Here is a 19451-nt window from a genome sequence, read left to right as displayed (position 1 = left end):
TGAAATTAAATAACTTTTCTCATGCTCCCCTGCCCGTGGGGGCGTCCTGGGGGCAATGCCGTTGGCATCTGATTGTTCAGCATGTTGACCTGATCCTGGTTCATGTCGCCAATCCACTTGGAGTAAACCTCGTACACCATTCGCGCATCTTCATGTCCCATCTGACTCGCTATGAATGACGGATTCGCTCCGGCCATCAACGTCCAGCATGCGTAGGTATGCCGTGACTGATAAGGATTCCTTTCGCGGATATTGGCAAGTTTAGTGCCTCGCTTCCAGCCATAGGCAATCGAGTTCTTGGAGAAGTAACTGCCTTTTTTTGACGAATATGCTGTCGGTGAAAAAACGAAGCGAAGAGATTGCTGCTCAGTTTTTCCGATCTCCCGATGGTGAAATCGAATTTCTTGCTTCGGATTAGCGCCGGTGACTTCGTATTGTTCCTTCAGTGCATCCAGAGCAGGTTTAAGCAACGTTATCGTCCTTATTCCGGCATCTGTCTTAGGGGGTACAAATACTCGCTTATTCGTCAAACTTCTGGATACGTGGATTTCACCTTTTACCAAATCAATGTCTTCCCATGCCAGGGCGCATATCTCGCCCGGCCTCATCCCCGTATGTACGGCAACAATAATGATTAATGCCTGGCTACGGGGAAGGGCGGCTATCAGAGCCTGGTACTCATGAAGTAAAAGTGGGTCGGGATCATTTTTAGATAACTTGAGTCGCGACACTCCTTCATAAGGAGCATGCAATATAAACTGGCTTCGGTTTGCGAGCTTAAGCATTTCTGATAAAACTGCCATCTGTTTATTGACTGTTGAGGGCGCGCGGCCCTGCCTGGTCAGATTCGGCATTGCCGGGTTAATAATTGTCCCGGTCAATAACTCCTTTCGGTAATGCAAAATATCGGCATGCTCAATATCTACCAGACGGGTATTTTCTCCGACTACACGCAGTAACGTATTTACGACCGAAGTAAGCGATAGCAGTGTTGCACCAGATACCTCTAAGGCTTTGGTGTCTGTAAAAAAATCACTTAGTTCTTTAAACGTGGTAATTTTTTTGGTTGTGATGAACTTCTTAAGCGCTTTGGATTCCGGGAAACGTTCCGCATAGTCGAACTTACCGAGCTGTATTTCACTTGTTATGAGCGCACGAAGATTTCCAGCTTTTTTGATGTTGCTGCTGTTCACCGTCCAGCCGCGAAGGACTTCGCGGCAACGTTTGCCGCGATAGGTAAATGTGATCCGTATTTTTCCATTATGCAGCTCAACGCCGGTTGGAAAGTCCATCATGCATCCTGTACTAATTGGTTAATCTTTGGATAGTTGTACCAAAGCAGACCTTTAGAATTGTCAGTTTCCCCGAGAGCTGTCAGATGTTTGAAATGCACGCCTTCGATCCACAAATTCAACCGATAACTTTTAATTTGTCTTTCCGACAAGCCGGTCTTTTCTGTTAGTCGCGCTTCAACCATCCACTCTTCGCTGAAAATGAGTTGCGACATACATAACTCCGATGCCGCCAGCCACAACAGTACATGCTGCAGCTGGCTGTAAGTGAAAACCTAAAATCAGTTTTTTGTCAGGCGCTGCCAGATTGCAGATACGTATTTGACCTGATGCCGGGCGTCAGAAAGCGCATTGTGCATGTCGCCTTCAAACGGGATGTCGAAGCGCGGGTTGATACCGACAGATTTACCCAGTTCAACCATGGTCCTTACGTCCCTGTCATTCCAGAACGGAACAGCGAAGGGAGTCTCTGCTAATGCATATGCGCGGCGGAGAATGACGTTATCAAACGAGCATCCATTACCCCACAGCTGAACAGTGTGACTACCGTTAGCAGCATTTTCAGCAATGAAGTCAGCCAGTAGTTCAAGGGTTTCACGCAGCCCCATGGCCTCATCAACCAGAATTGCAGAGCGGGCTTCAGATGATTGTTTCAACCACCACTGAATTGTTGACGCATCCGGTTTCATGCCAAACGACATCGATGATTCAAGACTGACAACCTGGTAAAATTCGGCACCAGTGTTACCAGTTGAAGGATCAAAATATACGGCGCCGATAGAGACTATTGGTGCATCAGGACCGCTGCCCATAGTTTCCAAATCAACCATCAGGTGAGTATAAAAAGCGTTCAGGTGATCCGTATCTATATGGTGAACGGGTTCATTATTCAGGGAAGCTGGAGGCTCACCAGTTGCATCAGTGCTTTCAACTGGCAAAGCTGCTGCTTCGCCCTGAGGCACATCAGGATTGGCTTTGATTTCGCTGTTGTCAGTTTTTTCCATCTGCACATCGCTGGTGGTTTCCTCGGTATTGGCTTGATGTAATTTTTCTTCGACCGCGCGCTGGCGTACCTGGTCTACGACAGAAAGCGCTGGCGCCGGCTGGTTACCCATCAGGCCATCAATGGAGAAAACACCGTTGCCCATGTTGGCGATTTCTGGTTGCTCGGTTATTGCCTTCTGTTCAGCTGTGGACTTCTCTTTAATCTCGTTTTCCCAGCTTTTTTCTGGTACGTGACCGGCTGCCGCCAGAGTTTCTTCAGTTGGGTGCTGGTGGTCGGTTTCAGTCAGGTTTTTGTTGATGTAACGGCTCAGCAGTTCCGGGAAATGGTGAGTGTTTTCTTCTGCACTACGAATAAGCGCGAAAATAGCGGCGCGGGAATAATCCAGGATACCAGCGCGTTTGCGCAGGGCGGCGGACCACTCTTTGAAAGGGCTTTCGTTTTTAGAAATGATCTCTTTTGCACGACGGAAAACGCCACCAGGAATATCGTAGATGTTGAAATCCATTGGAAGTGTGGCCAGCGCAATATCAATGTCCAGAGTATCCAGCGTGTGGACAAGTTCCGGGTTGCGATCGGTCTTATTGCCTCCACCAGCGTTGGTTCCGGAGTCAGTGCGCTGAATCTGCGACACACGATTGCCCTTACACCACTCTTTAACCAGCAGCCCACGGTCAATGTGCTCAGTATTGAACCAGGCCTTAAAGAACTGAATGACGGTGACCAGTTCAACTCGTTTTCCATCAACCGGAAAAACGGTTTTCAGCGCGCTGACAATCTTCCAGATATCGATCTCTGGCGCCTTCCTGAATGGTTCTACATTCTCGGCGGCAAGCAGCAGGTTCTGCACATAGCTGTTATCCACATCCAGCTCGAGTTCTTGAATGGTTTTCTTCTGCTCAGTATCAATATGGTAAGCATATTCTTCAGAAATAAACTGAGCTAAGAGGCGCTGGCGTAGCGGCAGAGTCGCAACGGTAATAAGCTCTGGCGTTACAGGTGGAGTGGCATGTTCATCACCCGCAACTCCTGCTTTCTTTTGATTAACCCACTCCTGAACGGTAAGAGCTCGCTTTTCTGGTTCTTCAATCCATTCGGTAATAAATTGCTCAAATGAAGCAACGGTATAGACCTGCTCACGGTCGAAGACTTCTTTTACAGCGCTTGTCAGCTTCCACTCGACATGAGCAGAAAGCTCTTTCACCGCTGGCACATTCGAAACGGCCTGTAACAGGTTTTGTACATAGAGATCATTTTCGTTCAGTACCATTTGCCCGATCTGGATGTGCTGCGCTTCACTGATTTCCTTCTCTTCAGTGTCATTGACCAGGTGCGCAATCAGTCGCTGAGACAGGCGCAGGCGAGATATGGGGCGGAGCAATGCTGGCGCATCGCTGTTGGGTACATTGTCGCTGGAAGTTTCAGGTTTTTGCTGACAGGAAGTCTCCTGATTCTCATTATCAGGCTTCTGTTTCAGTTGCCACGTTTGCTGGTCTTCTGCCAGTTCGTAACGATCGCACCATGTGTCATCAAGTTTGCTTTCCTCAGGAAGATCGTCAACAACAAACCAGTTGGTGCGGACAGGTAATTGATAGTCGGCGCCACGACCGACGGCAATATCATTGTCTTCGAGAATATTGAGGATTTCGCGTTCTGCACGGGAATCTGATTTCGCAGAGAACCAGCAAAACAGGTTTTTTGCCTCAGTTGCTTTCGCTTTGGCTTTAATAAGATACGCATACGTTAACATTGCGTTCGGGCTCCATAGGATTGTAAGATACCCGGCAGCTGATGATCGCCGCCTAAGGTAGTGGTTATTGGTCAAAACTCGTTCCGGAAAGCTTTGGTCGGCTGACCGGGTACTTAACCCGCCTTGCGCGGGTTTTGTGCTTTATGGGGTAGGGGATTTTCCCTGCGCCAGCTGTGCGACGGGGACCCACTCCAGAGCATTCAGCACGGGCTCAAATGAATCAGGCGTGTGAGTAACGGCGCGAACGACGTCAGCCACGCTGGGGTTTGCTTTGCTAAGGTGGTACCCGCCACCAGCGCCACGCTGGCTGGTGACGATTTCACTGCTGCGCAGCTTCGAGAAAATCTGCTCGAGGTAAGACACAGACAGCTTTGATTCTTTACTGATAGATGCGATGGAAACCGGACTGCCGTTGTAAATCCTGTTGAGGATGGCAACGACCTGAACAGAAGCCACCACGCGTTTCATTCCAAACTCCATCATGCATCCTTTGCCGGTTCGCGACCGTATCCCGGGTTATCGTTTAAGGCGTCATTCAGAACCTGCATTGCCTCATTATGTGGGAGAGTCAGAGCAAGTTTGATCGCCGTTCCAAGAGCTTCAGCCGCACATTCAAACTTACGAGCGAGCCTGGCTGTTTCATCAACTTGTTCACCCATCGCTTCCATTTCAAAGTTGTGCTCAGTCCAGATTTCATCCATCACATCACTTTCAACTTCTTCACGTAATGCTTCTTTTACTTCCAGAACAGGCAAAACCCCGATTAATGCCTCGGCTGGTGCGCTGCTGAAGCGCAATGCCAGATCGTTAGCTGACATAAAAACCTCCGGAAAAAAGCCCGCCACGGGACGGGCAAAGAACACTTTTCCAATTTAACCAGAACAGGTCTTCGTCTCCTGTTTGGTTACGATGGTGGTATTACCATCACAATGCCCTGTGCACCGGGCATGAGGCTGGCAACAGCCATTGGTCAAACTCGTTATGAACGAACAGCAGTCTGTTGGTCGGCAGACGGGTCGCCCTTCTGGGCAAGCGTGTAGCAAATCAGTCGAATGATTACTTCAATGCGATTTAGATGTACGGCCTGACACCGCACTGGTTTACGTGCGAAATCGATCATGGATTTATCCTCTTGTGTTGCCCTTGTCGCCAGGCTGGCGGAACGTTGAACCTGCTGCGTGTTAATGCCTGTCATCTCATCCGGTGATTCGTATGCCGCCGGCAGCTACTTCGTGGGCATCCTGCCTTGATGACGTTTTGCAAACTGTGTTTATATTTAAACTCTAAATGTGTTTATAAGTCAACACGACATGTGTTTAAAGCTGTATGGATGAAAACGATATGGGAAAAGGGAAGGGGATAGGCATAAAAAAACCAGCCAAATAGGCTGGTTAGGTAGCTTAAAATTGTTGCTTAGTCGTCTGTTGGCTTGAATCGTCCTCGAAGGTACTTCTCGACATATTCATCAATTTCTTTCAGTCGCAATTGAAAGGTATCGATCATTTTGTCTTGTTCAGACTCCGGTAACTGGTCAAAAAGGGTGATTAACTTACGGTGTTTAGGCGTTAACCATGATTCGGCGTGATCATCACCAAACATTAGCTCTGCCGGACTAATACCGAGAGCTTTCGATATTGTTATAGCGTCGTCAACGCCAACATTGCGGCGACCTGCTTCATAGTTCCCGATGCGCGACTGAGCCCACCCACATAACTCTGCGAGTTTAGATTGCGACATATTTTTCTGTTCGCGTAACTGCTTCAGTCTGGCGGCAATTGCAGTGTTTATATTCATTACTGATTTTTACCACGTTACGTGTTATCGCTCAAAGAACGTTTCGTCTTGACTATCTAACACATTATGTGTTTAATTCAGCTAAACACTATATGTGAGGACAAGATGAACAACATCGCCAAAGAACGGCAAGCGCTCGGTTTAACTCAAGAGCAATTAGCCAAATTATTCGGGTGGCGTCAGTCAAGACTCTCAAATTATGAGAACGGGACACGCCAGCCTGGACTACCGGAATGCAGATTAATTGTGGAGAAGCTTAACGAGTTAGGGCGCACCTGCTCTCTTGATAGTGTATTTCCGCCACAAAGTGAGGTCTGAAAGATGCAATCAGTAGCTTATACCCATAATAAAACACGGTTAGCCGCTCCGGTGAAATCGCAAAATCATTTTAAACCCCAGCGCCGTGACAGCATTCAGCACCGCGTCATATTGGCAGCCGTTCGTGAATGGGAATCGACATTACCAGGACAGGCACAGGAACGGATCGCTCAGCTGGTGGCTGAAGAGTGGGCCAAGGCAGATGGCCGCGGAATTGCTGTTAATAAGCAGAATTTATTCCGATATCTGAAAAACGAAGGGGGGTCAGAAAAGTATACGGCTTACGTTATGCAGCTGTCAGGCTCAATCATTGCTGCTATGCCAGTTCAGATTGCCAGGAAGCACGGGCTAAGTAATGCGAGCACAGAAGCGGAGTTGGTGGCAAGCGCTATCAAAGAATGCAGTGAGGCACATCAGGCGAAATTAATCGGCGCTCCGTTACAGAAACTGGAGAAGGAAATTCGTGAAGCAGCCATCGCTTTGTTCAACATGTTACCAGCTGATGCGGCGGGACCATTACTGGCGAGTATAAGCGCCGTAGCGCCGCAATTGTTTTAATCGAGTTTTGACCAATGACCATTATTACTGCAACTCGCGGGGTGAAGTATGCCTAATCCTTTGGCTAAGGCCATGCCTAAGAGTAAGGCTAGTAACGAGCCTTACCGTAAGGTGAAGATCACCATGTGGGATGATCCTAAGTTTCGAGCCTTATCACCACTCCCGCCAAGTGGGCAGAGTCTGTTTATTTACCTGCTTACGGGTCCATTCACAGGGATTATTCCCGGGCTGTATAAGGCGGGAAGGGCGGCTATGGCCGAAGAATTAAACTGGGATGTCGAAGCCTTCGACTTAGCCTTAGGCGAAGCCATAGCGTTAGGTATGGTGGAAGCCGACCTTAAAGCCAGAGTTTTTTGGTTGCCTAACGCGGTGAAACATAACCCGCCAGCATCAGTGAACGTGATCAAATCATGGGCAAGATCGTTTGAATTACTGCCTGAATGTTCACTGAAAGATAAAGCATATGAAGCTCTCAAAGCCGCCTGCTACGGGGTTTCTGACGCTATGGGGACGGCTTTTGATAAGGCTTTCGCCTTGCCTAAGGATAAGGCTAAGTCTTTGGCTAAACCTTTGCCATCAGGTATCCAGAAAGCAGTAAGCAGTAAACAGATCTTAAACCCCTCTCTTAACGCGGGCGCGATGAAAAATCCGAATGGGGATGTACTGCCATCCCCGGCCATGCCCCGATACCTGGACGGTGTTGATGAACCGATCGGGAAATTCAGCATGACAGATAGCTGGCTTCCCTCCAGAGACTTCCGACAGCGCGCTGCATCGTGGGGTATCTCCCTGCCTGAACCAGATTACCTTCTGACTGAACTCGCAGAATTCACCGCGTATTGGGAGTCGGAAGGGAAAGTTTTTACACAAATCCAGTGGGAACAAAAATTTGCCCGACATGTAGCCCGGGTTAGAACGCAGGTAAAACCAGAAACCGGAGGTAACAGTCATGTGGGAGCAGGATCCGAACCAACAGCATCCCGGGCAGTTCAGCAAATTCAGTCAGCACACGCAGAGTGGCGCCGCAGGAATGGACTTGATGGCGACGGAAACAGCCTGGCGACTGTGGCAGGTCATGGGGGAGGTGTATTCGAACCGATGGACCCAGAAAAACGGGGCGGAGCCTTCGCCTATCTGGATAGCCCAGATAGGTTCGATGACTGAACCTCAAATTCGGCTGGTCTGTCAGCAGTGCATGGAGCGCTGCGCGATGGGAAATACATGGCCGCCTGACTTGGCTGAGTTTGTTTCTCTGGTTTCAGAGAGTGGGGCGAATCCATTCGGACTGACATCGGAGCAGGTTATGACGGAATACCGGCGCTGGCGCAATGAGTCATATCGGTATTCAGGAAGCGATAAATATCCATGGCCTCAGCCCGTGCTGTATCACATCTGCATCGAAATGCGCAGAACGGGCGTTGAACGACAAATGACAGAGGGGGAACTGAAACGACTGGCGGAAAAGTTACTTACGAAGTGGTCGAAGCATGTTGGTAACGGACTAAGTGTGCCACCAATTCGACGTCAACTGGCGGCGCCGCACCATCCGGCGGGACCAACGCCAGCGCAACTACTGATGGATGAATACAGGCGTCGAAAAGCGGCAGGGTTAACGAATTGAAGAATAAACAAATTGTAAACACGAAATGAAATTCACGTAACTATCATATTTGAATTTTCGAATATGATAGTTGACGGCACTCAACTATTGCAGGAAACTACGGAGAGAATTCAGGAGATTAAAATGGTTGAACTAACTTCTCTACAACTTTTCAAAAATCTCTCAGATGAAACCCGGTTGGGTATCGTGTTATTGCTTAGAGAGATGGGAGAGTTGTGCGTGTGCGATCTCTGCACTGCGCTGGAACAATCTCAGCCCAAGATCTCCCGCCATCTGGCGATGCTTCGGGAAAGTGGATTATTGCTGGATCGCAAGCAGGGGAAATGGGTTCATTACCGCTTATCCCCGCATATTCCTTCCTGGGCTGCTCAGATTATTGAGCAGGCCTGGTTAAGCCAACAGGACGACGTTCAGGCCATCGCCCGTAAGCTGGCTTCAGCCAACTGCTCTGGTAGCGGGAAGGCTGTCTGCATCTAAAAAATTTGCCTGAACATATATGTTTTTTCAAATGTGAGGTATTGAAATGAAAACGTTAACGGTATTTGACCCAGCGATGTGTTGCAGCACCGGAGTCTGCGGTACAGATGTTGATCAGGCTCTGGTCGATTTTTCTGCGGATGTACAATGGCTCAAACAACGTGGTGTACAAATTGAGCGTTTCAATCTCGCACAACAACCGATGAGCTTTGTACAGAACGAGAAGGTCAAAGCGTTTATAGAGGCTTCCGGGGCAGAAGGTTTGCCATTGTTGTTACTGGATGGCGAAACAGTGATGGCTGGGCGTTATCCGAAACGCGCTGAGCTGGCTCGCTGGTTTGGCATTCCACTGGAGAAAGTGGGATTAGCGCCAACAATCTGCTGTGGTGGTAATACTTCTTGTTGTTAAGTATGTCAGGAGGACATATGAACTTCTTACAGAATATCCCCCCTTATCTGTTTTTTACTGGTAAAGGAGGCGTTGGTAAAACCTCTATTTCATGCGCCACGGCGATCCGTCTGGCAGAACAGGGGAAACGGGTGCTGCTGGTCAGTACCGATCCGGCCTCAAACGTAGGTCAGGTGTTTGGACAGACGATTGGCAATACCATTCAGCCAGTAGCTTCTGTTCCAGGATTATCGGCTCTTGAGATTGATCCTCAGGCCGCTGCACAACAGTACCGGGCCAGAATCGTTGACCCCATTAAAGGCATCCTGCCTGATGACGTCGTTTCCAGCATCAACGAACAACTGTCGGGGGCATGCACAACAGAGATTGCGGCTTTTGATGAATTTACCGGATTACTGACAGATGCTTCTCTACTGACCCGGTTTGACCATATCATTTTTGATACCGCACCGACGGGTCATACCATTCGCCTTCTCCAGTTGCCAGGTGCCTGGAGTAGCTTTATTGATAGCAATCCCGAGGGTGCGTCCTGCCTCGGCCCGATGGCCGGTCTGGAAAAACAGCGTGAACAGTATGCCCAGGCTGTTGAAGCATTATCTGATCCAGCACGTACCCGACTGGTTCTGGTTGCTCGTCTGCAAAAATCCACGTTGCAGGAAGTTGCCCGGACTCATCTGGAGCTTGCCGCCATCGGTCTTAAAAATCAGTACCTGGTCATCAACGGCGTTCTGCCCAAAACTGAAGCAGCAAACGATACACTGGCTGCGGCAATATGGGACCGTGAACAGGAGGCGCTGTCCAATCTTCCCTCTGATCTTTCCGGTCTGCCAACTGACACGTTATTCCTCCAGCCGGTCAATATGGTCGGCGTGTCTGCACTCAGCGGACTTCTCTCCACTCAGCCTATAGAGGCGTCATTCTCTGAAGAATACATTCAACAGCGCCCTGACATTCCGTCACTTTCTGCGTTGGTCGATGATATTGCCCGTAATGAGCATGGCCTGATCATGCTGATGGGTAAAGGTGGTGTAGGGAAAACCACGATGGCGGCTGCCATTGCTGTCAGACTGGCCGAAATGGGATTTGATGTCCATCTGACAACATCTGATCCTGCAGCGCATCTCAGCACAACCCTCAACGGCAGCCTCAACAATCTGCAGGTCAGCAGGATCGATCCTCTCGAGGAAACTGAACGCTATCGTCAGCATGTTCTTGAGACGAAGGGAAAAGAACTGGACGATGCGGGAAAACGCCTGCTGGAAGAGGACTTACGCTCACCCTGCACCGAGGAAATTGCGGTATTCCAGGCCTTTTCACGGGTGATTCGCGAGGCGGGTAAGCGCTTCGTGGTGATGGATACGGCACCGACCGGACACACGCTCTTGCTGCTTGATGCCACCGGGGCATATCACCGCGAGATTGCCAGAAAAATGGGGGAAAAAGGCCATTTCACCACACCGATGATGCAACTGCAGGACCCGGAGCGAACCAAAGTGTTACTGGTCACGCTACCGGAAACCACGCCGGTACTTGAGGCGGCAAATTTACAGGCCGACCTTGAACGTGCAGGAATTCACCCCTGGGGCTGGATTATCAATAACAGCCTTTCCATCGCGGATACCCGTTCACCGCTGCTCCGCTTGCGAGCGCAGCAGGAACGTCCGCAGATCGAGAGCGTTAAAAATCTACATGCCAGCCGTGTAGCACTTGTACCCGTACTGGCGTCAGAACCAACCGGCATCGATAAACTCAAACAACTCGCGGGTTAGTTATTACCATCATTCGGGGCAGCATTGCTGCCCTTTCAGGAGGTTATATGTTACTGGCAGGAGCCATTTTTATCCTGACCATCATATTGGTTATCTGGCAGCCAAAGGGATTAGGGATTGGCTGGAGCGCCACGCTGGGGGCCGTACTGGCTCTGGCATCGGGTGTGATTCACATTGCTGATATTCCGGTGGTGTGGAATATCGTCTGGAACGCGACGGCAACATTTATCGCCGTTATTATCATCAGTCTGTTGCTTGATGAGTCAGGCTTTTTCGAATGGGCAGCGCTGCACGTTTCTCGCTGGGGGAACGGTCGTGGCCGCCTTCTGTTTACGTATATCGTTCTGCTCGGCGCGGCAGTCGCGGCACTGTTTGCCAACGATGGCGCGGCACTTATTCTGACGCCGATTGTTATCGCTATGCTCCTGGCGCTTGGCTTCAGTAAAAGCACCACACTTGCTTTCGTGATGGCCGCAGGGTTTATTGCCGATACCGCCAGCTTGCCGCTTATCGTATCGAACCTGGTCAATATCGTTTCGGCTGATTTCTTCAAACTGGGATTCACGGAATATGCCTCGGTAATGGTGCCGGTGGATATCGCCGCCATCGTCGCCACTCTGGTGATGCTGCATCTATTTTTCCGCAAAGATATCCCGCCCACTTATGATATTGCACGACTGAAAGAGCCCGCAAAAGCCATCAAAGATCTGGCAACATTCAGAACAGGTTGGATTGTATTAATTCTTTTATTAGTGGGCTTTTTTGTACTCGAACCACTGGGTATTCCGGTCAGTGCCATTGCAGCAGTAGGGGCAGCAATCCTGTTTGCTGTGGCAAAAAAAGGTCACGGCATTAACACCGGTAAAGTGTTGCGTGGGGCACCATGGCAGATCGTGATCTTCTCGCTGGGAATGTATCTGGTGGTCTATGGGCTGCGTAACGCAGGGCTGACAGAATATTTGTCTGACGTGCTGAACTTACTCGCAGATAAAGGCCTGTGGGCAGCCACGCTGGGAACGGGATTCCTGACCGCATTCCTCTCTTCTATCATGAATAACATGCCTACCGTATTGATTGGCGCATTGTCGATTGATGGCAGTACCGCGTCGGGCGTTATCAAAGAAGCAATGATTTATGCCAACGTCATTGGCTGCGATCTGGGGCCGAAAATTACCCCTATTGGTAGCCTGGCAACGCTGCTCTGGCTACACGTACTTTCACAGAAGAATATGACCATCACCTGGGGATACTATTTCCGCACCGGGATCGTCATGACTCTGCCTGTGCTGTTTGTAACGCTGGCCGCGCTGGCGCTACGTCTCTCTTTCACTTTGTAATGAGATACTGATATGAGCAACATCACCATTTATCACAACCCAGCCTGCGGCACATCGCGTAACACGCTGGAGATGATCCGCAACAGCGGTAATGAGCCGACCGTTATTCTTTACCTTGAGACTCCACCTTCACGCGATGAGCTGGTCAAACTCATTGCTGATATGGGCATTTCCGTCCGGGCGTTACTACGTAAGAACGTCGAGCCATATGAGGAACTGGGTCTTGCCGAAGATAAATTTACTGACGACCAGTTAATTAACTTTATGTTGCAGCATCCGATCCTGATTAATCGCCCCATCGTTGTAACACCGCTGGGAACCAAACTGTGCCGTCCTTCTGAAGTTGTTCTGGATATCCTTCCTGATGCTCAGAAAGGGGCTTTCGCCAAGGAAGATGGCGAGAAAGTCGTTGATGATGCAGGCAAAAAATTGAAATAAGCGACAGGAGAGCCGCCTGTTATTTAGGCGGCTCCTTTATCAAATAAAAACAATGGATTGCCTCGATTTAAATCTTTGGACTGTTGATGCAACATTCTTCGCGTAGAAAATCAATAATCGACTCTAACTTGTCATATTGAGAAACGCAGATTAAGGAGCGGCTTTCGCGATTTTGTTTGACCAGACCTACGGAAACAAGTGCGGATATATGATGACTCAGTGTTGAAGATGGAATCGCAAGTTGTTTTTGTAGATCACCTACAGGTAAACCTTGTTCACCGGCTTTAACAAGGTGTTTGAAAATAAACAAACGTGTTGGATGTCCTAATTCTTTCATAGCTTTAGCTACTTCTTCTAGTTGCATGGTACCTTCCTCATCTATTGATATTTCGATAATACCAGAAATATGTTGATCTAACCTCAATAATTCGATTATTCTAGAAATATGGTTTATAGGGGGTTTCATGAATAGCTGGATTTCTATGTTTACTAACGCGGCAGAGATGTTCTTGTTTCTTGCTGTCGAGTTGTCTGCGCTTTTTTTTCTGATTAGTGCGGGTGTTAGCCTTATCAGGCAAAAAATTCCGGACCAAAAGATTCAAAGAATGTTAGGGGCGAGAAAGGGGAGAGGTTACATACTTGCATCGCTGTTAGGAGCTGTAACACCGTTTTGCAGCTGCTCTACAATTCCCATGTTACGCGGACTGTTATCAGCAAAAGCAGGCTTCGGTCCAACACTTACATTCTTGTTTGTTTCACCTCTGCTTAACCCGATAATCATTGGTCTGATGTGGGTTACTTTTGGTTGGAAAGTTACCCTGCTATACGCTGTTATAGCTGCAACAGTTTCCGTACTGGCAAGTATTTTGTTAGATGTGCTTGGTTTTGACCGACATATTGTCGAAACATCAAAACCGCTGGCTAGCTGTTGTGGTGTTAGCAGTGGAAAAACTCCTGAAACTAAACTACAGAGTGTTTCAGCTTGCTGTTCTGTATCAAATCAACAGGACATAGGGGCTAATAGTTGTTCTAAACCACAAGAAACGTTTAAGAGTTTCTCAGCATTTCGGGGCACAAATTGTGAATTGAGCTGCGAGACGGGCCAAACAAATAAACAATTCTTCCCGAAAAGTGTAGTAAGAGAGCCTGGTGCGATACGACTGGCATTTCAGGATGCCTGGACTCAATTTAAAGATGTATTACCTTATCTGATGTTAGGTATTGTTATAGGGTCGTTTATCTACGGTTTTATACCTGCAGAGTGGATTGCTGCTCATGCTGGGAATGATAATCCGTTTGCGATTCCACTAAGTGCAATTATTGGAATACCGTTGTATATACGTGCTGAGGCAGTAATTCCGTTGGCATCAGTCTTGATGGATAAAGGCATGGGAACGGGAGCAGTAATGGCTCTGATTATTGGTAGCGCAGGAGCTAGTCTGACGGAAGTAATACTGCTTAAATCAATGTTCAAAACACCCTTGATTGCTGCATTTCTGACCGTTATTTTGGGCATGGCGATTATTATGGGATACCTGACACAGTTGTTATTTTGATTGGGTATGTTAGACAGAACCTGAAAAAGTTGCAGGGGGAGACGAGCATATGAAAGTTGCGCAATCAATCCCAATCAAAGCAGTTATCCAAATTTAAGGACGTTGATATCTCAATACTTACAATGGTGTCAAAACAACAAGTCCGCATTGGATTGAACCCGCTTCGGCGGGTTTTTTTTGCATCTCATTTATAGGCTAAGGTTAACAATTTGTGCTCTTAAGTCATTGATCATTTCAATGTATCGGTGTACTGTACAAATATACAGTATATGCAGTGGAGGCTAATATGAAAGTTGAACTCACCATTGATCGTACTAAAGAACTTCCAAAGGGAGCAGTGCCGGCGCTGGAGAAAGAGTTACTTAAAAGGCTGGGTAATCAGTATGAGAACTGCAGCCTGAGCATACGTCGTACAGGCTCTGATGGCTTAAGTGTTCTTGGTGGTGACAAGGAAGATAAAAAGAAAATAGAGACTATCCTCCAGGAAACCTGGGAAAGTGCTGACGACTGGTTTTATTAATTATTTTGGGTGTTACTTTTATCCCGTTTGCATGGGGGAGTTTAAGTGAAAGAAAAATTAGGATTGCCCAAAAAAGGCTACGCAGTCATCAGATGTCACGATGGAGTCATCGTTGCCAGGCTGCAATCATTTCCTGAGTGTGAGCGCGCCCTGATGTACCGACGCGATAGCATGGTGTCATTTTTGCCTCTTCAGGATAATGAAATTATTGGTACACCTACGTTGTTTACTCAGATGCTGGAAAGGGCTGGTTATCGCGTTACCCAAAAATCTGTTACACTCCCGTCATAGGCCTGAACAACCTATACCTGCTGCGCCACAGGAGAAAAGCCCATGGCGCAAGATCAATTCAAGCAATCCCACATACTGACGTTAACTAACGCCAGCGATTTTCTTTTTGCCGCATCCAGAGGTGCGTTATGAAGAAAAGCTGGTTTCAACATACTCAACTCACCACTGAGCAGGCTGATGAACTGGAAGCCCGCTATCGCGCAAAGCAGATTAAGACAGAGCGTAGTCTGGATAATGACTTCATTCACTGGACGATCAGCGCGTTCTTGCCAGAAGCATCTAAGCCTCCGCGTCAGGAGAGAACCTGGCAACAACGGATCTGGAGGTGAATGTGAAAGTCTACGATATCACCCCAATGGGCAAGCCCAGAATGACGCGCGCTGACAAATGGAAAAAGCGTCCCGAGGTTCTGCGTTACCGGGCTTTCTGTGATGAAGTTCGTCTGCAGGGTGTTGAGCTGCCGGAAAGCGGTTCACACGTCACCTTCATTCTTCCGATGCCGGCGAGCTGGGGCAAAAAGAAACGGGCTGAGTTCAACGGTAAACCACACCAGACTAAACCTGATTTCGACAATATGATGAAAGCCCTGATGGATGCTATTTACGAAGATGACGCTCACATCTGGGATTCACGTGTCACTAAATTATGGGGAGAGAAGGGACAAATAATTATCGGGGAGATAGCAGAATGAGGGCGCTGCTTAAACCCGTGGTTGCACGTGAGCTTGGAATTGTGCTGCTCAAGCCGGGCAGCGAGCTGATGTCATTATTCAGTTGTGAACGTGTGTTGGTGGAAAGTCAGCCTGCAAGCATGGAAAGGTTGCCTGCAGGCCCTGTTCCTGACGTTCGCCAGCCGCTGGCCAGTGACGAATCCCTGTGGCCGTTCTTCCAGGATGAAAAAGTTATAAAGGCTGCTGGTGGTTTTAGTGGTCTTGATTACTGGCTTCTGCGTTATGGCGGTAGCTGCTGCCAGTGGCCACACAGCAATTACCATTATCACGAGTTAACCACTCTGCGTCATGAACCCGGATCGGTTCTCCTGTGTGGACATTGTGATAACCATCTGCGTGACCACTACAGCGAACAACTTGCAGAGCTGGCGAGACGTAATGTTATTAACTGGATTATTAACAGCATCATGGTGGCGCTAAATATGGATTCTTCCAGAGAGTTGTCGCTGGCTGAGCTTTGCTGGTGGGCGGTTCGAATGGGAGTTACCGACGCAATTCCCGAATCAGCAGCCAGTCGGTCGCTACGTATTCCTTCGAAAGAGCATCATTCAGTCATGCGTGAATGCGATATCGAACCGGGTGTAACCGCCACCAGCATCATTACAGCCAGAGCCAACGCAGTAACCGTGAACATGCCACCAGCGCAAGTTCCAGCGATTAAACCCGTAGTCGGTGTCCTGGTAGATCCCGAGTCCCCGCAAACCTATATGAAACGTCCGAAGAGGATCCGTTGGGCGAACCCCAGATATCTTGCATGGATTAAAACACAGCCCTGCGAATGCTGCGGCAAACCATCAGATGACCCACACCATTTAATCGGCTGGGGGCAGGGAGGGATGGCAACGAAGGCGCATGATATTTTCGCGATCCCCTTGTGTCGTCAGTGCCATACAGAACTACATAACGACCCGGTGAAGTTTGAGCGAAAGCATGTGCCTCAGCCGGTAATGATTATCAGAGTGCTGGACCGGGCTTATGGGCTCGGCGTTCTGGCGTAAGGAGAAGAACAGGATGACACCACGTCAACGCCGCAATCATCTGGAAGCGCTGGGTAAAGCGGCTTCTGCTCCACGCAAAAGCTGGCTGGGTAAATGTATTCTCCTTACAGGGATCCAGTCCGGATGGATTAAATCCCTGCTCACTATATGGGGCGAGGGTGTGGGAGGAAAAACTGCACCCCGTTTGCTGCGAAGTCATGCATGCTGGAATGTTATTAAAGGACGGATTTGGTCAGATAAGGCGTTAGAGCGATTCACTGTTGCGTTAAATCAGGCGAGAGAAGAGGGATTCCGTGGACAGCAGGCAATGAACAGGGCACATAGCATTCTCTGGCCGCAGTCATCCGCTAGTGTGATTGATGAAGCCCTGCATAATGATGATGTCGATTTTGTTGAGCAATGCGTACTGCAGGCGCTGGATATTAATGATCCGGTTTATGTGGTCGGTCTTCAGTATTACACCACCCGAAAAAAAATCTCAGACATAACCCGGGAGTTGCAGGCGATTGCGCCATGGTTAACTGATGGGGAGGCGAGAAAGCGCGTGCGCTGGTGCCTGGAAATATTCAGAGCAAAGGTCTTTTTGGAAGCACGCAAACTGTTATCTGAATAGACTCACTGAAATCATTTTTTAGCTATTGATGCTATTTTTTTGATAATGGTGTTGAAAACGGGCCAGAAAATCAGATAATTTATTCATGCTTGGCAGAGCTGCGCCACTATGGCAGCGACAAAAAGCGAACAATTTGAACATAACGAGAACCCCGCCACAGCGGGGTTTTTGGTTTCCGGCGATACGACAGGGGTATTCGCGAGGTGCATAGCACCAGTACCCCTGTCATATCGCCGATCTGAAATCGTTAACTCGAAAACAAGTTCTCACAATCCTTTTTCGTTTCTAACTCAGAGGAAAAATGATAGGGGGTCACTGCTAAACGTAGACATCAATATTTTTAGTATTATTCCCTGCAACGTTCGAACTTGATTTGTCACTTACCGTAGGTAATGCACCCGACGCCATTTGGTTTTTTTCTGCTTCTTGTTTTTGTAATTGAGCAATTTTTGCGTACATAGACTCGATTTGCCTTTGAATCATCTCCATCTGCTGTTTAAGCAGTTTTGCCTCATCTTCGGAGGTTACTTCATTTATTTTTGAACCCATGGCGCTGAGTTCTTTTGTCAACTCACCAATTTGTTTTTTCAGGTTTTGAATTTGTTGTGAAACAGAGTTGCCAGTACTTGAAGGTGCTTGTTTTACTGTGCTTTGCAGTATGTCCTGACCCAAAGTGCTAACTGTCATGCTCATGGTGGTTCCTCCGGCCTTACATTTATTACCCATTATCGTCATCTTTCGAAATTACTTTATAGCAAAGATTAAGTTGTGGCTTCCTGCACCACAGCATTATTTGTACTGCTCTATACTATCTGCTGAGTATCGCGGAGGAGCTTATGAAAGAAGGGTATTACTGGATTCAGCATGTCGGTGTTGTACAGGTAGCGTACTACACGAATGACACTGTTGATGACTTGGAAACGGGGAAAATAATCACAGGTGTTTGGCATCTGACCAGAGGCGATGACATTTGCCATAACGGTGAAGCAGAGGTGTTAGAAGGTCCTCTCTCTCCACCATTGTAAACAACCGTACTTACTTCGAGGCTGCCGCATGGCGGCCTTTTTTTTATTCCCCTCATTCCTGAGAGGACTCACAGCAATTTAGAGGGGGCTAAATGCCCGATCCGATTTCCGGTACTGGGCTGGCTGGTGGTGTCCTGACGGGGGCCAGTGTCTATGAACTGTTAACCGGAACCGATTACGGTGTGGTGTTTGGCGCATTTATCCGGGTAGCCCGTTCACGGGTCATAAGTAACGAAGTGTGATGTATATGTAAGATCGTATGCGCCTGTTAGGACGCAACTGGAAACAGAGCCTTATAGGCGTATCAGAAAAACCTCCGGCTATGCCGGAGGATATTTAAATAATTTCACCAGTCTTATAACCAAATTTCTCAAGTTTTAGCCTGGCTTCTTCTGCAATCTGCCATGATGAATTAACGGCTACCCAGATATTAGAATGTGTTTCGGGCTGATTCAGTGTTAAAGAATCTATGAAAACTTGAATCGGGTTTATAAACCCCTCTCTTTTTGTGCTCTCCAAAACAGAGTTAAGACTGTTGCTGATACTTTTACAGGCTTCTGTTAGTGCTGCAATATCCGCATCAAAACTGGATAAGTACACTCTGAATCGTTCATTTTTCCCATTATTCACGATCTATCCTTTTTCATTGGTTGCTAGAACCAAGTAGTAGATCAGGAATTGAATTGGAGAGCAAGCTACTGTAATTGGCTAGTCTAACCTTGCTCGATGGAAAAATTATCAAACATCATTTTTAGGCTGCCAACTGGCGGCCTTTTTCATTTCAGGCTCACGGGAATCATCCGCTACGTGCTTTGTTGATAAATCCAGCCCGTGAAGCCTGACCCTTTAATCACACACAGCGCCATCCGAAGAATCGGAGGTGAGGCTATGACCAGAATGAGCACCATTTACAGCAGACTTTCATATGGAACAGGAACCACGCTGACCGGCT

27 protein-coding genes and 1 pseudogene are annotated in these 19451 nt (G+C 48.1%); 18 read left to right on the top strand and 10 right to left on the bottom strand.

Annotated elements, in window-relative coordinates; all coding sequences use genetic code 11:
- Nucleotides 1-5 precede the first annotated feature (5 nt).
- From OGW44_RS14935 to OGW44_RS14905, 7 genes are all read right to left on the bottom strand, one after another.
- On the bottom strand, nt 6-1292 hold the full coding sequence (locus OGW44_RS14935; protein WP_044700610.1) for a site-specific integrase: 1287 nt from the start codon (nt 1290-1292) through the stop codon (nt 6-8).
- A complete protein-coding gene (xisR, locus tag OGW44_RS14930) occupies nt 1292-1507 on the bottom strand; it encodes an excisionase family protein (protein WP_032943036.1) in 216 nt (71 codons plus the stop codon). Before xisR ends, OGW44_RS14935 begins: the two co-directional genes overlap by 1 nt.
- Nucleotides 1508-1573: 66 nt before the next feature.
- Nucleotides 1574-4045 (bottom strand): 3'-5' exonuclease, encoded by a 2472-nt coding sequence (locus OGW44_RS14925; RefSeq protein WP_053090400.1) that lies wholly within the window; start codon nt 4043-4045, stop codon nt 1574-1576.
- Between the two features lie 141 nt (nt 4046-4186).
- Entirely contained in the window at nt 4187-4513 is a 327-nt protein-coding gene (locus tag OGW44_RS14920; protein ID WP_032944383.1) for an RrF2 family transcriptional regulator, read from the bottom strand.
- Between the two features lie 11 nt (nt 4514-4524).
- The gene (locus OGW44_RS14915) at nt 4525-4863 is read right to left on the bottom strand and encodes a hypothetical protein (protein ID WP_135912188.1); all 339 of its coding nucleotides are present in this window, start codon (nt 4861-4863) and stop codon (nt 4525-4527) included.
- A gap of 161 nt (nt 4864-5024) precedes the next feature.
- Nucleotides 5025-5240 carry a hypothetical protein gene (locus OGW44_RS14910; RefSeq protein WP_048235613.1) on the bottom strand — a complete coding sequence of 72 codons (216 nt, stop codon included), beginning with the start codon at nt 5238-5240 and terminating at the stop codon, nt 5025-5027.
- Between the two features lie 218 nt (nt 5241-5458).
- Complete coding sequence (locus OGW44_RS14905) at nt 5459-5839, bottom strand: helix-turn-helix domain-containing protein (protein ID WP_049270562.1); 381 nt, start codon at nt 5837-5839, stop codon at nt 5459-5461.
- 66 nt (nt 5840-5905) lie between these two features.
- Here OGW44_RS14905 and OGW44_RS14900 point away from each other — a divergent pair, with 66 nt between their 5' ends.
- The 9 genes from OGW44_RS14900 (at nt 5906) to arsC (ending at nt 12766) form a co-directional block, all read left to right on the top strand.
- Nucleotides 5906-6157, top strand: a complete 252-nt coding sequence (locus OGW44_RS14900) for a helix-turn-helix domain-containing protein (protein WP_306299385.1) — start codon at nt 5906-5908, stop codon at nt 6155-6157.
- A 3-nt stretch (nt 6158-6160) separates the two neighbouring features.
- A complete protein-coding gene (locus tag OGW44_RS14895; protein ID WP_049270566.1) occupies nt 6161-6715 on the top strand; it encodes a toxin YdaT family protein in 555 nt (184 codons plus the stop codon).
- A 252-nt stretch (nt 6716-6967) separates the two neighbouring features.
- Nucleotides 6968-7879: a DnaT-like ssDNA-binding domain-containing protein gene (locus tag OGW44_RS14890; protein ID WP_048236453.1), complete on the top strand. Its 912-nt coding sequence runs from the start codon at nt 6968-6970 to the stop codon at nt 7877-7879.
- On the top strand, nt 7791-8336 hold the full coding sequence (locus OGW44_RS14885; protein WP_135912879.1) for a replication protein P: 546 nt from the start codon (nt 7791-7793) through the stop codon (nt 8334-8336). Before OGW44_RS14890 ends, OGW44_RS14885 begins: the two co-directional genes overlap by 89 nt.
- Before the next feature lie 123 nt (nt 8337-8459).
- Nucleotides 8460-8813, top strand: coding sequence for an As(III)-sensing metalloregulatory transcriptional repressor ArsR (arsR, locus tag OGW44_RS14880; protein ID WP_044711237.1), 354 nt, complete (start codon nt 8460-8462; stop codon nt 8811-8813).
- Nucleotides 8814-8859: 46 nt separating this feature from the next.
- Entirely contained in the window at nt 8860-9222 is a 363-nt protein-coding gene (arsD, locus tag OGW44_RS14875) for an arsenite efflux transporter metallochaperone ArsD (RefSeq protein WP_044711234.1), read from the top strand.
- A gap of 17 nt (nt 9223-9239) precedes the next feature.
- Nucleotides 9240-10991: an arsenite efflux transporter ATPase subunit ArsA gene (gene arsA / locus OGW44_RS14870; RefSeq protein ID WP_048235610.1), complete on the top strand. Its 1752-nt coding sequence runs from the start codon at nt 9240-9242 to the stop codon at nt 10989-10991.
- 47 nt (nt 10992-11038) lie between these two features.
- Nucleotides 11039-12328: an arsenite efflux transporter membrane subunit ArsB gene (arsB, locus tag OGW44_RS14865; RefSeq protein ID WP_044711231.1), complete on the top strand. Its 1290-nt coding sequence runs from the start codon at nt 11039-11041 to the stop codon at nt 12326-12328.
- 12 nt (nt 12329-12340) lie between these two features.
- Nucleotides 12341-12766 carry a glutaredoxin-dependent arsenate reductase gene (gene arsC / locus OGW44_RS14860; protein WP_038641366.1) on the top strand — a complete coding sequence of 142 codons (426 nt, stop codon included), beginning with the start codon at nt 12341-12343 and terminating at the stop codon, nt 12764-12766.
- 67 nt (nt 12767-12833) lie between these two features.
- Here the strand turns inward: arsC and OGW44_RS14855 are convergent, their stop codons facing one another.
- On the bottom strand, nt 12834-13130 hold the full coding sequence (locus tag OGW44_RS14855; RefSeq protein WP_038641364.1) for an ArsR/SmtB family transcription factor: 297 nt from the start codon (nt 13128-13130) through the stop codon (nt 12834-12836).
- A 100-nt stretch (nt 13131-13230) separates the two neighbouring features.
- On the opposite strand from OGW44_RS14855, the gene OGW44_RS14850 reads away from it, so the two are divergent.
- The 7 genes from OGW44_RS14850 (at nt 13231) to OGW44_RS14820 (ending at nt 17474) form a co-directional block, all read left to right on the top strand.
- Entirely contained in the window at nt 13231-14322 is a 1092-nt protein-coding gene (locus tag OGW44_RS14850; protein WP_044700597.1) for a permease, read from the top strand.
- 286 nt (nt 14323-14608) lie between these two features.
- Complete coding sequence (locus OGW44_RS14845) at nt 14609-14842, top strand: DinI family protein (protein WP_044700595.1); 234 nt, start codon at nt 14609-14611, stop codon at nt 14840-14842.
- A gap of 45 nt (nt 14843-14887) precedes the next feature.
- Nucleotides 14888-15133: a hypothetical protein gene (locus tag OGW44_RS14840; protein WP_049268782.1), complete on the top strand. Its 246-nt coding sequence runs from the start codon at nt 14888-14890 to the stop codon at nt 15131-15133.
- A 128-nt stretch (nt 15134-15261) separates the two neighbouring features.
- The gene (locus tag OGW44_RS14835; RefSeq protein ID WP_003832333.1) at nt 15262-15462 is read left to right on the top strand and encodes a hypothetical protein; all 201 of its coding nucleotides are present in this window, start codon (nt 15262-15264) and stop codon (nt 15460-15462) included.
- A 2-nt stretch (nt 15463-15464) separates the two neighbouring features.
- On the top strand, nt 15465-15824 hold the full coding sequence (locus OGW44_RS14830) for a RusA family crossover junction endodeoxyribonuclease (protein ID WP_049268781.1): 360 nt from the start codon (nt 15465-15467) through the stop codon (nt 15822-15824).
- Nucleotides 15821-16861 carry a DUF968 domain-containing protein gene (locus OGW44_RS14825; RefSeq protein WP_049268780.1) on the top strand — a complete coding sequence of 347 codons (1041 nt, stop codon included), beginning with the start codon at nt 15821-15823 and terminating at the stop codon, nt 16859-16861. The genes OGW44_RS14830 and OGW44_RS14825 overlap by 4 nt, the downstream gene beginning before the upstream one ends.
- A 13-nt stretch (nt 16862-16874) precedes the next feature.
- Nucleotides 16875-17474, top strand: coding sequence for a hypothetical protein (locus OGW44_RS14820; RefSeq protein WP_048235605.1), 600 nt, complete (start codon nt 16875-16877; stop codon nt 17472-17474).
- Nucleotides 17475-17792: 318 nt separating this feature from the next.
- Here OGW44_RS14820 and OGW44_RS14815 read toward each other — a convergent pair whose 3' ends face one another.
- Nucleotides 17793-18167 (bottom strand): FlxA-like family protein, encoded by a 375-nt coding sequence (locus tag OGW44_RS14815; protein WP_016152722.1) that lies wholly within the window; start codon nt 18165-18167, stop codon nt 17793-17795.
- A gap of 143 nt (nt 18168-18310) precedes the next feature.
- Here OGW44_RS14815 and OGW44_RS14810 point away from each other — a divergent pair, with 143 nt between their 5' ends.
- On the top strand, nt 18311-18499 hold the full coding sequence (locus OGW44_RS14810) for a hypothetical protein (protein ID WP_049268779.1): 189 nt from the start codon (nt 18311-18313) through the stop codon (nt 18497-18499).
- 92 nt (nt 18500-18591) lie between these two features.
- Nucleotides 18592-18699: pseudogene (locus OGW44_RS14805) on the top strand (putative holin); the annotation flags it as partial.
- 136 nt (nt 18700-18835) lie between these two features.
- Here the strand turns inward: OGW44_RS14805 and OGW44_RS14800 are convergent.
- On the bottom strand, nt 18836-19129 hold the full coding sequence (locus OGW44_RS14800) for a hypothetical protein (RefSeq protein ID WP_048233519.1): 294 nt from the start codon (nt 19127-19129) through the stop codon (nt 18836-18838).
- Nucleotides 19130-19451 lie beyond the last annotated feature (322 nt).

The organism is Citrobacter sp. Cb023 (assembly GCF_030336805.1).
Lineage (GTDB): Bacteria > Pseudomonadota > Gammaproteobacteria > Enterobacterales > Enterobacteriaceae > Citrobacter > Citrobacter braakii.
This window is presented reverse-complemented; position numbering and strand designations above follow the sequence as displayed.